Here is a 14433-nt window from a genome sequence, read left to right as displayed (position 1 = left end):
GCGGGACCGACCACGACGATCGGCAGAACCTGACTATGGGAGTCTTCTCGCGCATCCGTGAAGATGTCGCGGCGGCGCGCACGCACGACCCGGCGGCACGCAGCAACACGGAGGTCTTCCTGGCCTACAGCGGGCTGCACGCGGTGTGGATGTATCGCCTCACGAACCGTCTCTGGCGGCACGGATTGCGGTTGCCGGCGCGCCTGCTGTCGCAGGTGGGCCGGTTTCTCACCGGCATCGAGATTCACCCCGGGGCCACGATCGGCCGTCGGTTGTTCATCGACCACGGCATGGGCGTGGTCATCGGCGAGACCGCCGAACTCGGTGACGACGTCATGCTCTACCACGCGGTCACCCTCGGGGGCACCAGCCGTCACGGGGTGGCCCGCGGGGAGAAACGTCACCCCACCCTTGAAGACGGCGTGACGGTCGGCGCCGGAGCGAAGGTGCTTGGCCCGATCACGATCGGCGCCTGGAGCACGATCGGCGCGAACGCGGTCGTGACCAAGGACGCCCCGCCGAGCTCACTGCTGGTGGGTATCCCGGCGCAGGCCCGCCCGGCCAAGCCGGAGACGGCGGAGCACGCCCGAGGCGGAAAGTTGCTTCCCTAGCGTTCTCGCCACACCCAAAAACCGCCGGCCAGACACAACGTGAGTTGTGCCTGGCCGGCGGTTTTGTCCTGGTTTGTTGCGGTGAGCGCTACTCGTGGTCGCCGATCTCAGCCAGACGGGCCTCTTCGTCCTGCAGGATGCAGGATTCCACGACGGGCTGCAAGGCGCCGTTCATGACCTGATCCAGGTTGTACGCCTTGTACCCCGTGCGGTGATCCGCGATGCGGTTCTCCGGAAAGTTGTACGTGCGGATGCGCTCGGAGCGGTCCATCGTACGGATCTGGCCCTTGCGCACCAGGCTCGCAGCAGCGTCGATCTCCTCCTGCTGACGGGCCAGAACCCGGGCACGCAGCACGCGCATGCCGGCTTCCTTGTTCTGCAGCTGGGACTTCTCGTTCTGCATCGCGACCACGATTCCGGTCGGAAGGTGGGTGATGCGCACCGCGGAGTCGGTCGTGTTGACCGACTGGCCACCGGGGCCGCTCGATCGGTAGACGTCGATCTTGAGGTCGTTCGCGTTGATCTCGACCTCTTCGGGCTCGTCGACCTCGGGGAAGACGAGCACGCCCGCCGCGGAGGTGTGGATGCGTCCCTGCGACTCGGTCGCCGGTACCCGCTGCACACGGTGTACGCCACCCTCGTATTTCAGGTGCGCCCAGACGCCCTCAGCGGGGTCACTCGAGTTTCCCTTGATCGCGAGCTGGATGTCCTTGATGCCACCCAGGTCGCTCGTCGTCTGCTCGATGATCTCGGTTTTCCAGCGACGGGACTCCGCGTAGTGCAGGTACATGCGCAGCAGGTCGGCGGCGAACAGTGCCGATTCGGCACCGCCCTCCCCCATCTTGATTTCCATGATCACGTCGCGGGCATCGAGCGGGTCGCGCGGAATCAGCAGTCGGCGCAGCTTCTCGGCCGTCGTGTCCAGCTGTTCCGTGAGCGCGGGGATCTCTTCGGCAAACGACGCATCCTCGGCGGCGAGTTCACGAGCGGCCTCGAGGTTGTCTTCGACCTCTTTCCACTCGTGGTACGCGGCGATGATGCGGCTCAGCTCCGCATAACGACGATTGACTTTCTTCGACCTCGCCGGGTTGGCGTGCAACTCCGGGTCACCCAGCTGGCTCTGCAACTCATCGTGCTCGGCCAGCAGGGTGTCAACAGACTCGAACAATTTAGTGGTCCTTGTCTGACCCGTTCGGGGTCGGCATCGACTTCTGTACCTGCATCAGGAATTCAACGTTGGAGGAGGTCTCCTTGAGGCGACCGAGAATGAGCTCGAGGGCCTGCTGCTGCTCGAGCCCGGCGAGGGCGCGGCGCAGCTTCCAGGTGACCTTGACCTCATCGGCGCTCATCAGCATTTCTTCACGACGGGTACCGGATGCGTTGACATCGACCGCGGGGAAGATGCGCTTGTCGGCGAGGTGGCGCGACAGGCGAAGCTCCATGTTGCCGGTGCCCTTGAATTCCTCGAAGATGACCTCGTCCATTTTGGAGCCGGTCTCCACGAGCGCGGAGGCGAGGATGGTGAGCGAGCCACCGTTCTCGATGTTGCGCGCGGCTCCGAAGAAGCGCTTCGGCGGGTAGAGCGCCGCAGCGTCGACGCCGCCGGAGAGGATACGACCGGATGCCGGAGCGACCAGGTTGTAGGCACGGCCGAGGCGGGTGATCGAGTCAAGGAGCACGACCACGTCGTGGCCCAGCTCCACGAGACGCTTGGCGCGCTCGATGGCCAGTTCGGCGACCGTGGTGTGGTCTTCGGCGGGGCGGTCGAAGGTCGAGGCGATGACCTCACCCTTCACCGTGCGCTGCATGTCGGTGACCTCTTCGGGACGCTCGTCGACGAGAACGACCATGAGGTGTACCTCGGGGTTGTTCGTTGCGATGGCGTTCGCGATCTGCTGCATGACGATGGTCTTGCCGGCCTTGGGCGGCGCGACGATCAGGCCGCGCTGGCCCTTGCCGATCGGGGCGACGAGGTCGATGATGCGCTGGGTGAGCTTGCCCGGTTCGGTCTCCAAACGGAGGCGCTCCTGCGGGTACAGCGGGGTCAGCTTCTGGAACTCAACGCGGGTCGCGGCTTCTTCGACGGTCAGGCCGTTGATCGAGTCGACCTTGACGATCGCGTTGTACTTCTGGCGGCCGCTCTGGTCACCCTCGTGCGGCTGGCGGATGGAGCCGACCACGGCGTCGCCCTTGCGCAGGTTGTACTTCTTGACCTGGCCGAGCGAGACATAGACGTCACCGGCGCCGGGCAGGTAGCCCGAGGTGCGCACGAAGGCGTAGTTATCGAGAACGTCGAGGATTCCGGCCACCGGAATCAGCACGTCATCGTCGTTGACCTCGGGTTCGAAGTCATCACCGGTCGCCGGTCCGCGACGCTTGCGGTCACGGTAACGGTTGCGGCTGCCACGGCCGCCGAACTCGTCGTCGGGGCCGTTGCGGTCCTGGCCGCGCTCGTTCTGGCCGCGGTCCGGGCCCTGGTTGCGGTCGGAGACCAGGCTGCGGTCCTGGTTGCGGTCGTTCTGGCGCTCGTTCTGGGCCTGGTTGCGGTCCTGGCCACGGTCATTGTTCTGGCCACGGTCATTGTTCTGGCCGCGGTCGTTGTTCTGGCCGCGGTCGTTATTCTGGCGCTCGTTGCCCTGGTTGCGCTCGTTGCCCTGGTTGCGCTCGTTCTGGGCACGGTCCTGGTTGCGTGCCTGGCGCGACTGCTGGCGTCCGCCGTCTTCGGTGCGCTCGGCACCGTTCTGGCGGTCGTTGCCCTGGCGGTCATTGCCCTGGCGGTCGTTGCCTTGGCGGTCAGTGGATGGCGCGGTCTGCGAGCGGTCGCCGCCACGGCTGCGGCTGCGGCTGCGGCCCTGGCGCGGCTGGTCGGCCGAGTCAGAGGTGTCGTCAGAGTCGCCATCCTGCTCGTCAGCGGAATCGGAGGCGTTGGCCTCGTCGCGGGCGGCGGCATCGCGGCGGGCTTCGTCGCGGCGGGCGTTTCGGTTCGACGACCGGTTGTTGGTCGTGTCGGTGTTCGTGGGCTCGGTCGCGTCTTCGTCACTTGCGGAGTCCGACGTGGTCTCGACCACGGCAGGCGCGTCGACCAAGTCGACGGGGGCAACACGAACGCCGCGCTTGCGTGAGGTTCGGGTCGGCTTCTCGGATGCGTCGGATCCGGATGCCTCGACGCCCTCGGCGGGCGCGGGCGACGCGGACGGTGCGGTGGGCTCCACGGTCACGGCGGTGCCCGTCGAAGCCGCGCGCTTTGCCGGCGCGGTGGACTTGGCCTCGGGAAGGAGCAGGCCGAGGCCGGCCAGTCCCTCAGCGTTGACGTGGGCCTTGGCGGGAGCGGCTGTGGCGCTGCTCGCGCGGCGCGGGGCGCGCTTGCGGGGCGCGGCCACCGCGGCGGTCTCGGCGACGGGCGCGAATTCAACCTGAGCGACTTCGGGCGCGGCTTGGACGGGCGCGACCTCGACCGGTGCGGCCTCTGTGGGCGCCGTTTCAATGGGTGCGGCCGCGGCGGGCGCAGCGTCGGGCTCGGGTGCGGCATCCGCTGCGGGGGCGGAGGTGCGAGCCTGCAGGTCGGTGATGGCCTGCACCAGTTCGCCCTTGCGCATCTTGGCGCTCTGCAGGCCGAGGGACGTGGCGAGCGCTTGCAGCTCGGCCACTCGCAGCGTTGCGAGGCGGGGGGTGGTGAGATCCGTACCAGTGGTGCGGGTGTTGACGTCGGTCACGAAGTGAGTTCCTTTCCCCTGCTGCCAGAAGATGCAGTCCAGGAGAGATGTGTGCAGCGACATACGCGCTGCGGGTGAACCAGTCCGGTAAGGATGAACGGGGACTGGTGTAAACACACACAGCCACGCACAAAGACGCGATAGCAGTGAGTTACAGGGAATGCACCGGAGAAGAGGATGCGCGCGGGGCGCTTTCTATCGGGTGCAGCAATAACACTAGCACTCCGTTCGCCCCACCCCCGACCTGAGCGGCGCCAGACGAGCTTCGACCGTTACCTGATTGAAACCTTTACACGCTCCAAATTCGGCCTACATTTCCCAGTGAAGTTCAGATTCCCCGCGAAAGTGTCCTGCAGCAGCGAATTTCGCTCACAGCGCCGCTCGTCTCGTTGCTTCAGCACCGTCGTTATCGTGCGCCAGACCTCAAAGGAGAGATCAACGAGATGAAACTACCCATGAAAGTCATGTCCGTTGCGGCCGTTGCGGCCGTGGTGGCGTCGCTCGCGGCCTGCAGCACCGGCGCGGGTTCCGGTGCCGACGCGGCCACGGCCAACCTCGACGCGCGTGGACCGATCACCTACGTTCAGGGAAAAGACAACAGCGGCATCGTCAACCCCCTCGTCGAGAAGTGGAACGCCGATCACCCCGACGAACGGGTCACGTTCAAGGAGCTCACCGACGAGGCCGACCAGCAGCACGACGACATGGTACAAAACCTCCAGGCCCAGAACAAGGACTACGACGTCATGAGCGTCGACCTCGTCTGGACGGCCGAGTTCGCGGCCAAGGGCTGGCTCCAGCCACTCGATGATGCCGGTATCGACACCAGCGGCATGCTCCAGTCGACGGTCGACAGCGGAACCTACAACGACATACTTTACGCGGCCCCGGTCACGAGCGACGGCGGCATACTCTACTACCGCACCGATCTCGTGCCCGAGCCGCCCACCACGTGGGACGAGATGATGGCAATGTGCCCCATCGCCGCTCAGAACGGTATCGCCTGCTACGCGGGCCAGTTCGCCAAGTATGAAGGCCTGACCGTGAACGCGACCGAGGCCATCAACTCGGCCGGCGGCACGGTCATCGACGACGAGGGCAATCCGGCGCTCGAGACGGATGCTGCCGAACAGGGCCTCCAAAACCTCGCCGACGCCTACGCGAACGGCAATATCCCGGCCGAAGCCATCACCTACACCGAAGAAGAGGGCCGAATCGCCTTCCAGGGGGGCAAGCTCATGTTCCTTCGCAACTGGCCATACGTCTACAACCTGGCCAGCACGGAAGGGTCATCGGCTGTCAAGGACGTTCTCGGCATGGCCGCGCTTCCCGGCACCGACGGGCCGGGGGCCTCATCGCTGGGTGGCCACAACGCCGCGATCAGCGTCTACTCCGACACCAAGGCGACTGCGATCGACTTCGTGAAGTTCCTCACGTCCGAAGAAAACCAACGGTTCTACGCCACACAGGGCTCGCTGGCCCCAACGTTGAGCGCCCTCTACGACGACGAGGCCCTCATCTCCGAGCTGCCGTACCTCCCTGTACTGAAGACCAGCATCGAGAACGCGGTTCCGCGCCCCGTGACCCCGTTCTACCCTGCCGTGACAAACGCCATCCAAGACAACGCCTACGCCGCCATCAAGGGTGAAAAGACCGTGACTGAAGCGATGACCGACATGCAGAATTCCATCGAATCGGCCGGATCACAGTAGCTCCGGCCTCACGGCATCCGCGGGCCACACCGTGGCCCGCGGATGCTCACCCCGTACCTCAATAAATCGCGGGCGACGCAGCACCGCGGAAAGGAGGGGATGTGTCTACCGAAACGAGAGCACGTTCGGCGGAGGACCCCAACAACCCCAAGTCCACCGGGCGAAGCCCCAAATCGAACAAGGCACTCAAAGAGGTCGGCGAAGACCGACGGGCCGCGACCCAGGGCCGATGGGCCACCATCCTCATCGCGCCGGCGATCATCATCCTCGGCATCGTCATCGTTTATCCGGTCATCAACGCCATCATCATGTCATTCCAGGCCGACGCCGGCCTGGACCCCGAGACCGGGCTGTTCACGGAGGGCGGGTTCGCCGGTTTCTCCAACTACACCGGCTGGTTGCTTCAGCAGTGTGGCGGCCCCAACGGAACGACGGTGGCCTGCTCCCCTGGCACCCTCGGCGCCCAGTTCTGGGAGGCTTTCGGCACGACCTTCTACTTCACCATCGTCACCGTTGCCCTGGAAACGGTCATTGGCTTCTGGATGGCCCTCATCATGAGCCGCGCATTCCGCGGGCGCAGCCTGCTGCGCGCATCCGTTCTCGTACCCTGGGCGATTCCCACGGCCGTGACCGCGAAGCTGTGGTTCTTCATCTTTGCCTTCCAGGGAGTCATCAACGCGGTGTTCAACACCGACGTGCTGTGGACCGGCAGCGAAGGGCCGGCCCGGTGGGCGATCATCATCGCGGACGTCTGGAAGACGACGCCCTTCATGGCCCTGCTGATTCTTGCCGGACTGCAGATCATTCCGGGCGACGTCTACGAGGCCGCGAAGATGGACGGCGCCAGCACCTGGCAACGGTTCCGACACATCACCCTGCCGCTCGTGCGCCCCGCACTCATGGTCGCGATCCTGTTCCGCGTCCTCGACGCCCTGCGCATGTACGACCTGCCGCAGATCATGACCGGCGGTGCCAACGGCACCACGACGTTATCGATCCTTGTCGTGGAGCAGATCAGGCAAGGGTTCAATGCTGCCGCTGCCCTATCGACGATCACCTTCCTCATCATCTTCATCGTGGCGTTCATCTTCGTGCGGTTCCTCGGTGCTAATGCCGTCGACGCCGCCACGACCAGCACAAGGGCGGGCTGACATGACAACCACAACTTCACCGGCACCGGCACCGGGCACCGACCTGCACGCCGTGACCGCTGCGGCTCGGGCGAAAGGACGAAACCGCGAGCGGTGGGCATCCGCTCGCACCTATATCAGCGCGGTGGTCATCATCGTCTGGTGTCTTCTCCCGGCCTACTGGATGGTCGTGACGGCCTTCCGCGAGGTGGCATTCACCTACGACCCGACGCCGTGGTTCACCCACGTTTCGCTCGAGAATTTCGAGACCGCATTCTCTACCGAGCGTGGGAACCGATTCGGGCAGGCCCTGCTCAACAGCTTCATCATCAGCAGCGTCACGACGGTGATCGCGTTGCTCATCGGCGTGTTCGCCGCCTACGCCCTCGCACGGCTGAACTTTCGCGGAAAGTTCCTGATCCTCGGCGTCGTGCTCGGCGCGTCGATGTTCCCCGGCGTCGCCCTGGTGACACCGCTGTTCCAGCTGTTCACGAACCTGTCCTGGATCGGCACCTACCAGGCGCTGATCATTCCCAACATTTCATTCGTGCTGCCGCTCACCATTTACACGTTGACCTCGTTCTTCCGAGAGATGCCGTGGGAACTCGAAGAGGCCGCGCGCATCGACGGCTGCACCCAAGGGCAGGCGTTTCGCAAGGTGATCATGCCGCTCGCAGCTCCCGCCGTGTTCACGACCGCGATCCTCGCCTTCATCTCGGCGTGGAACGAGTTCCTGATCGCGAGCCAGCTCTCGAACAGCGCCACGCAGACGGTCACGGTTGCGATCGCATCGTTCGCCGGTTCGCAACCGCAGGAGGAGCCCTACACCGCCGTCATGGCCGCCGGCACAATCGTGGTGGTGCCGCTGGTGATTCTGGTGCTGATCTTCCAGCGCAAGATCGTGGCCGGCCTGACCGCCGGCGCGGTGAAGTGATGACCGCCCGAACGGCGTCGACGCCCGGCACAGACGCCTCCGGCAAGCGGCAGAAACGCCGCGAGCCCACCATGAGCAATGCCCGCCGCAAGCGCCGCTCGGGCGAGGACTTCGACATCATCATCGGCCTGCTCGGGTTTTGGGCGGCAGTGCTGTTCATCGTGACGGTCCTGATCGAATTCACCCAGGGCCCGGCGGAAGCTCTCGGCCCGGCACTCATCCTGCTGGGGCTGGTGCTGGCGCTGTGGGGCATGGTTCGGCTCCGCCGCACCCTGCCGGCCCGCACGACCTCGCGGGATCGAGACCGCTAGGCATCCGTTCGACACAAAAGCTGCATGTGCGCCCAACCGGGGCACATGCAGCTTTTTCGTTTGCGCGACTGCAGTACTGACCGACTACGCGGCGGTGTCGGCTGCAGCGACCAGCGGTACGACCGTCGCACCCTGAAAGTCCACCGCGAGCATGAGCGCACGCCACGGGGTGTCGGATTCGGCCGCGACGAGATCCGCAGCGACGCGGCGCTGGCCGGGGTCGCTCGCGAGCACCAAAATCGACGGGCCGGCCCCGGAGACCACCGCGGCGAAACCGTGGTCGCGCAGCAGCGTGATGAGCCGGTTCGTTTCGGGCATTGCCGCGGCGCGGTAGTCCTGGTGCAGCTTGTCCTCCGTCGCGGCGAGCAGAAGCTCGGGGCTCTGGATCATCGCGGCGATCAGCAGCGCCGACCGGGACAGGTTGAACACCGCGTCCGCGTGCGGCACCGATACGGGCTGCAGGCTGCGCGCGAGCGCGGTCGACATGACGTGTTCGGGCACGAAAACGAGCGGCTTGACACCACGGTGCACCATGAGCTTCTTATGGCGCGGGCCCTCGGGCGTCATCCAGGCGATGGTCAGGCCGCCGAAGAGAGCGGGGGCGACGTTGTCGGGGTGGCCCTCCATCTCGGTGGCGAGCACGAGCAGCGCTTCGGCATCGATGTCGACGATGCCCTCGAGCAGGCCCTTGGCGGCCATGATGCCCGAGACGATCGCGGCGCCGGACGACCCGAGGCCGCGGCCGTGCGGAATCACGTTGTTGGCGACAATGCTGAGGCCCGGCATCGGCACGGAGTAGGCGGCGAAGGTATGGGCGATCGCGCGCACGACGAGGTTGCTCTCGTCGGTGGGAACTTCGCCCTCGCCGACGCCGTGCACCTCGACGAGCACACCCGGTTCGGCGCGCACGGTCACCTCGAGGTGGTCGTACTTGGCCAGGGCGAGGCCGAGGGTGTCGAAGCCCGGGCCGAGGTTCGCGGTCGTCGCCGGAACCTGCACGGCCACGGCGCGGCCGACCGGCAGGGTAACCGGGGGGAGCCCGTCGCCGTGGCTCATGCCTTGGCCAGGCCGAGCACGCCGGCGATTTCGGCGGTGTCGACCGGAACGATGGTCGGGGTGACGTCGGAGCCGTCGGCGGTGCGCAGTGCCCAACCCGGATCCTTCAGGCCGTGCCCGGTGACGGTGATGACGACGGATGCCCCGGCCGGGATCAGTCCGGCTTCGGCGCGTTCCAGCAGCCCCGCGACCCCGATCGCGGAAGCGGGCTCGACGAAGATGCCCACCTCGGCGGAGAGGATGCGGTGAGCTTCGAGGATCTTCTCGTCGGTGATGGCCCCGAAGTAGCCGTCGCTGTCGGCGCGGGCGGCGAGGGCGAAGTCCCACGATGCGGGGTTGCCGATGCGGATGGCGCTCGCGATGGTGTCGGGGTTGTCGACGCGGTGACCGAGCACGATCGGCGCGCTGCCGGCGGCCTGGAAGCCGAACATGCGGGGAAGCTTCGTGGTGGCACCGCGCTCGACCTCTTCGCGGTAACCACGGTGGTAGGCGGTGTAGTTGCCGGCGTTGCCGACGGGCACGAAGTGGAAGTCGGGGGCGTCGCCGAGCACCTCGACGACCTCGAACGCGGCCGTCTTCTGGCCCTCGATGCGGTCGGGGTTGACCGAGTTGACGAGGTGCACCGGGTAGTTCGCCGCGAGGTCGCGGGCGATGTCGAGGCAGTCGTCGAAGTTGCCCTGCACCTGAAGCAGCTGCGCGTTGTGGGCGACGGCCTGGCTCAGCTTGCCCATGGCGATCTTGCCCTCGGGCACGAGCACCGCGGCGGTGATGCCGGCGTGGGTCGCGTAGGCGGCCGCCGAGGCGGACGTGTTGCCGGTCGAGGCACAGATGACGGCCTTCGCGCCGTCTTCCATTGCCTTGGAGATGGCCATGGTCATGCCGCGGTCTTTGAACGAGCCGGTCGGGTTCATGCCCTCGAACTTGATCCAGACCTTCGCGCCGGTACGGTGCGAGAGCGCCGGTGCGGGAATCAGCGGGGTGCCGCCCTCGCCCAGGGTGATGATCGGGGTAGCGTCGCTGATGTTCAGACGGTCAGCGTATTCACGCAGCACCCCGCGCCACTGACGGTTCTGAATCAGAGCCGATCGGTCGGCCTCGGTCAGTGGGCCGGTGGACGGCGCAGTAGACGGGTTCGACTGGCGCTGTGGCACGATCTGGCTGGTCATCAGACTCCTTCAACTCTCAAAACGGATGTGACGCCGGTGACGACGTGATTGTTGGACAGGTCCTGCACGGTGGCGGCCAGGGCGGCTTCTGTCGCCTCATGGGTTCCGATCACAAGGGTAGTCGTGGCCGACACGGCTGCGCGACTCGCCGTGCCCGCACGTGCGGGCGTCATCGACTGTTCCACGAGGGCGAGGGACACGTGGTGATCACTGAAAATCCTGGCCACGGTGGCCAAAACGCCCGGGGCATCCGTTACCTCGAGGGTGACGACGTAGCGCGTGATGACCGTGTTGATCGACAGGATCGGCATGGCGGCGTGGTTGCTCGCCGCGAATCCGGGGCCGCCGACGACGTGTCGGCGGGCGATGGAGACGAGGTCGCCGAGCACGGCGGAGGCAGTTTCCACTCCCCCGGCGCCGGCGCCGTAGAACATCAGGCTGCCGGCCGATTCGGCCTCGACGAAGACGGCGTTGTTGGCGCCGTGCACGCTCGCCAGCGGGTGGCTGCGGTGCACCATCGCCGGGTAGACGCGGGCGGAGACGCCCTCCTGGCCGGTGCTGTCGGTGAGGCGTTCGCAGATGGCGAGCAGCTTGACGACGTAACCGGCTTTGCGGGCGGATTCGATCTGCTCGGGCGTGACCGCGGTGATGCCCTCGCGGTAGACGGATGCGAGCGGTACCGGCGTGTGGAACGCCAGGCTTGCCAGCAGGGCCGCCTTCTGTGCGGCGTCGTAGCCGCCGATGTCCGCGGTCGGGTCAGCTTCGGCATAGCCGAGGTCGGTCGCCATCATGAGGGCCTCGTCGAGGGTATCGCCCTCGGTGTCCATGCGGTCGAGGATGAAGTTCGTGGTGCCGTTGACGATGCCGAGGATACGCTTGACCCGGTCGCCGGCGAGGCTGTCGCGCAGCGGGCGCACGATCGGGATCGCTCCGGCGACGGCGGCCTCGTAGTTCAGCTGGGCGCCGACCTGGTCGGCGGCCGCGAACAGCTCGGGGCCGTGCTCGGCCAGCAGCGCCTTGTTCGCGGTGACGACGTCGGCCCCGGAGTTGATCGCGAGCAGGATGTAGCTGCGGGCCGGCTCGATGCCGCCCATCAGCTCGATCACGATGTCGGCGCCGAGAATCAGGGATTCGGCATCCGTCGTGAACAGTTCGCGGGGCAGGTCGACGCTGCGCTCCGCGTTGACGTCGCGCACGGCGATGCCGACCAGTTCGAGGCTCGCGCCGACGCGGCTGGCCATTTCGTCGGCCTGTTCGAGCATCAGGCGGGCGACCTGGGCACCCACGGTGCCGCCGCCGAGCAGGGCGACGCGCAGGTTGCGGTATTCGATCATCGTGTGGTGTCCGCCGTAGTCGTTGAGGTGTGCGAGGTGGGTGAGGTACGCGAGGAGGGTGAGGTGAGCAGGCCGGTGTCGCGGGCGAGCAGATCGGCGATGGTTTCACCGCGCACGAGCACGTGCGCCGCCGCGTTCTTCACCGCGACCACGGGCGCGCGGCCCTGGTAGTTGTAGTTGTTCGAGAGCGACCAGCAGTAGGCGCCGGTCGCCGGCACGGCCAGCAGGTCGCCGGGGGCGACGTCGCCGGGCAGGTAGTCCGCGTTCACGACGATGTCGCCGCTCTCGCAGTGTTTGCCGGCGATGCGCACGAGGGCGGCGTCGACCGTCGACACCCGGTTCGCGAGACGAACCGTGTAGTCGGCGCCGTACAGGGCCGGGCGCACGTTGTCGCTCATACCGCCATCGACGCTGACGTAGAGGCGGGTGCTCGCCGCGGCGGGCCCCGCGACCTCAACGGCCTTGGTGGTGCCGACCGAGTACAGGGTGAGGCCGGCCGGCCCGATGATCACCCGGCCGGGTTCGAACGCGATGCGGGGCAGCGGAATTCCGAGCTCGGCGCAGCCGGACGCCACGATGTCCGCCAGCCGGCTCGCGAGGTCGTCGAGGGTCGAGGGAGTGTCCGAGTCGACGTAGGCGATGCCGAAGCCACCGCCGAGGTTCAGTTCGGGAACCGGACCGTTCTCAAGCAGGCCGGCGTGCACGGCGAGCAGGCGGCTGGCCGACTCGGCGAACCCGTCGGTGCCGAAGATCTGCGAACCGATGTGGCAGTGCAGGCCGAGAAATCGCAGGGACGCCTCGGCACGGATGGCCGCGACCCGGGTCGGGGCGTCATCGAGCGTGATGCCGAATTTCTGGTCTTCGTGGGCGGTGGCCAGAAACTCGTGGGTGTGGGCGTGCACGCCACTGTTCACCCGCAGTCGCACGGCCTGCACGCGGCCGTGCCGGGTGGCGGCGGCGGCGATGCGGTCGATTTCGATGGCGCTGTCCACGACGATGGATCCGATGCCGATGCGTACGGCCTCGTCGATCTCGGCGAGGGACTTGTTGTTGCCGTGAAACCCAAGGCGACCGGGGTCCACGCCGGCCGCGAGGGCGACGGCGAGTTCTCCGCCGCTGCAGATGTCGATGTTCAGGCCGGCGTCCGCCATCCAGCGGGCGACCTCGATCGAGAGGAACGCCTTGCCGGCGTAGTAGACGCCGACGCTTGTGCCGACGCGGGTGAACTCTCGCTCGAAGGTGGCGCGCAGCGAGGCGGCGCGGGTGCGGGCATCCGTCTCATCGATCACATAGAGCGGGGTGCCGAACTCGGCGGCCAGGTCGGTGGCGGCGAGACCACCGATCAGCAATTCGCCGGCACTGTTGCGGCTCGTCGAGGCGGGCCAGAGTCCGCTCGTGAGCGCGTTGGCGTCGGCGGGCACGCGGAGCCAGGCGGGGGCCAGAGGATTGGCGGTTACGGGATTGGTCGGCACAGGTTGTGTGGACACGGGTGAATACCTCACGAGAGTCGAGTGGATGTCTCAGCGAGCGAACCCGGATTGGTCCCTGAAGCCGGTGATGCAGGCGGCGCAACACGCCAGAGAAACGCGGTACGGGAGAGAAACGCGGTGCTGGCTTGTGGCTAATCTAGCGAACCCGGGTGCGGGCGTGATAATCAGGCGGCGCAGGAACCCAGGGTGGTGAGCGACTGCGAGGTGAGCGTGAGCGTGCTGGACTCCAGCGTAATGCGCGCCCGCTCCGGGGTCACATCGACCCCGCTCATTGTGACGCCCTGCGGCAGATATTGCGCGACGCACACGGCGATCGGCTGCTGGCCGAGCACGAGGTCGACGACTCCGGTCACGTCGGCGCTGCCGATGTCGGTCGTGACCTCGGCGCTCGTCGGGGTGAAGACGAGGGTGTCCCCGGCGGCCGACGGGGTGGCCGTGGCGGTGTAACCCACCTCGAATCCGGCGAGTGAGAGGGTGCCGCCGTAGGTCGCGTCCCCGTCACCGAGGGTCAGTTCGGTGCCGGCGGCGCTTCCGGCGCTCTGCACCAGGGCGTTGAGGGCCGCCTGATCGAAGTCGAGGGTGGCTTCGACGTTGCCGATGTACTTGGCGGTGTTGGTGGGGACATCCCGTGCGACGACGTGAACGGAGGCCGGCACCCCATCGGCCACGAGGTCGGGTGCGGTCAGTTCGATCTGCTCGAAGCTGCCGGCGATGAACTGGGCGATCACCGAGACGCCGCCGATCTCGACGGTGACGTCGCCGGTGACGGATGCCGGCAGCGACGCCGCGATCTGCTTCTCGGCCTCCCCCTGGGCGAAACCGCGCGCCCCGGCGTCGACGAGGAAGAACGCGCCGACGAGCATGACGATGAGCACGCCGAAGATGATGAGACCGCCGACGCGGCCGCGGCCCCGCTGACGGCGCGGTTCGCGGGCGGGGTCGGGGGTCGGCTCGGCGGCGGGCTCAATCGTCATGG

General features: G+C 66.9%; 12 protein-coding genes. 5 read left to right on the top strand and 7 right to left on the bottom strand.

The genetic code is table 11. The features are described 5' to 3' along the window. Window positions 1-35: 35 nt before the first annotated feature. On the top strand, window positions 36-611 hold the full coding sequence (gene epsC, locus D6T64_RS14575; RefSeq protein WP_119975401.1) for a serine O-acetyltransferase EpsC: 576 nt from the start codon (window positions 36-38) through the stop codon (window positions 609-611). Between the two features lie 88 nt (window positions 612-699). On the opposite strand, the gene prfA is transcribed toward epsC, so the two are convergent. Beyond that, window positions 700-1779 (bottom strand): peptide chain release factor 1, encoded by a 1080-nt coding sequence (gene prfA / locus D6T64_RS14570; RefSeq protein ID WP_119975400.1) that lies wholly within the window; start codon window positions 1777-1779, stop codon window positions 700-702. Window position 1780: 1 nt separating this feature from the next. Further along, a complete protein-coding gene (rho, locus tag D6T64_RS14565; protein WP_233551197.1) occupies window positions 1781-4324 on the bottom strand; it encodes a transcription termination factor Rho in 2544 nt (847 codons plus the stop codon). A gap of 443 nt (window positions 4325-4767) precedes the next feature. Here rho and D6T64_RS14560 point away from each other — a divergent pair, with 443 nt between their 5' ends. The 4 genes from D6T64_RS14560 to D6T64_RS14545 all read left to right on the top strand — a co-directional run bounded on the left by D6T64_RS14560 (window position 4768) and on the right by D6T64_RS14545 (window position 8411). Further along, entirely contained in the window at window positions 4768-6036 is a 1269-nt protein-coding gene (locus tag D6T64_RS14560) for an ABC transporter substrate-binding protein (RefSeq protein WP_119975398.1), read from the top strand. A 239-nt stretch (window positions 6037-6275) separates the two neighbouring features. Further along, the gene (locus tag D6T64_RS14555; protein WP_377010744.1) at window positions 6276-7187 is read left to right on the top strand and encodes a carbohydrate ABC transporter permease; all 912 of its coding nucleotides are present in this window, start codon (window positions 6276-6278) and stop codon (window positions 7185-7187) included. 1 nt (window position 7188) lies between these two features. Then, window positions 7189-8100, top strand: a complete 912-nt coding sequence (locus D6T64_RS14550) for a carbohydrate ABC transporter permease (RefSeq protein WP_119975396.1) — start codon at window positions 7189-7191, stop codon at window positions 8098-8100. A 71-nt stretch (window positions 8101-8171) separates the two neighbouring features. Next, complete coding sequence (locus D6T64_RS14545) at window positions 8172-8411, top strand: hypothetical protein (protein WP_119975433.1); 240 nt, start codon at window positions 8172-8174, stop codon at window positions 8409-8411. Window positions 8412-8495: 84 nt separating this feature from the next. On the opposite strand, the gene thrB is transcribed toward D6T64_RS14545, so the two are convergent. From thrB to D6T64_RS14520, 5 genes are all read right to left on the bottom strand, one after another. After that, on the bottom strand, window positions 8496-9467 hold the full coding sequence (thrB, locus tag D6T64_RS14540) for a homoserine kinase (RefSeq protein WP_119975395.1): 972 nt from the start codon (window positions 9465-9467) through the stop codon (window positions 8496-8498). After that, complete coding sequence (gene thrC, locus D6T64_RS14535) at window positions 9464-10633, bottom strand: threonine synthase (protein WP_119975394.1); 1170 nt, start codon at window positions 10631-10633, stop codon at window positions 9464-9466. The genes thrB and thrC overlap by 4 nt, the downstream gene beginning before the upstream one ends. Further along, a complete protein-coding gene (locus D6T64_RS14530; protein WP_119975393.1) occupies window positions 10633-11967 on the bottom strand; it encodes a homoserine dehydrogenase in 1335 nt (444 codons plus the stop codon). Before D6T64_RS14530 ends, thrC begins: the two co-directional genes overlap by 1 nt. Next, window positions 11964-13454 (bottom strand): diaminopimelate decarboxylase, encoded by a 1491-nt coding sequence (lysA, locus tag D6T64_RS14525; RefSeq protein ID WP_233551195.1) that lies wholly within the window; start codon window positions 13452-13454, stop codon window positions 11964-11966. The genes D6T64_RS14530 and lysA overlap by 4 nt, the downstream gene beginning before the upstream one ends. A gap of 167 nt (window positions 13455-13621) precedes the next feature. Next, window positions 13622-14431 (bottom strand): LmeA family phospholipid-binding protein, encoded by an 810-nt coding sequence (locus tag D6T64_RS14520; protein ID WP_119975391.1) that lies wholly within the window; start codon window positions 14429-14431, stop codon window positions 13622-13624. Window positions 14432-14433: the final 2 nt, after the last annotated feature.

Source organism: Cryobacterium melibiosiphilum (assembly GCF_003602235.1).
Lineage (GTDB): Bacteria > Actinomycetota > Actinomycetes > Actinomycetales > Microbacteriaceae > Cryobacterium > Cryobacterium melibiosiphilum.
This window is presented reverse-complemented; position numbering and strand designations above follow the sequence as displayed.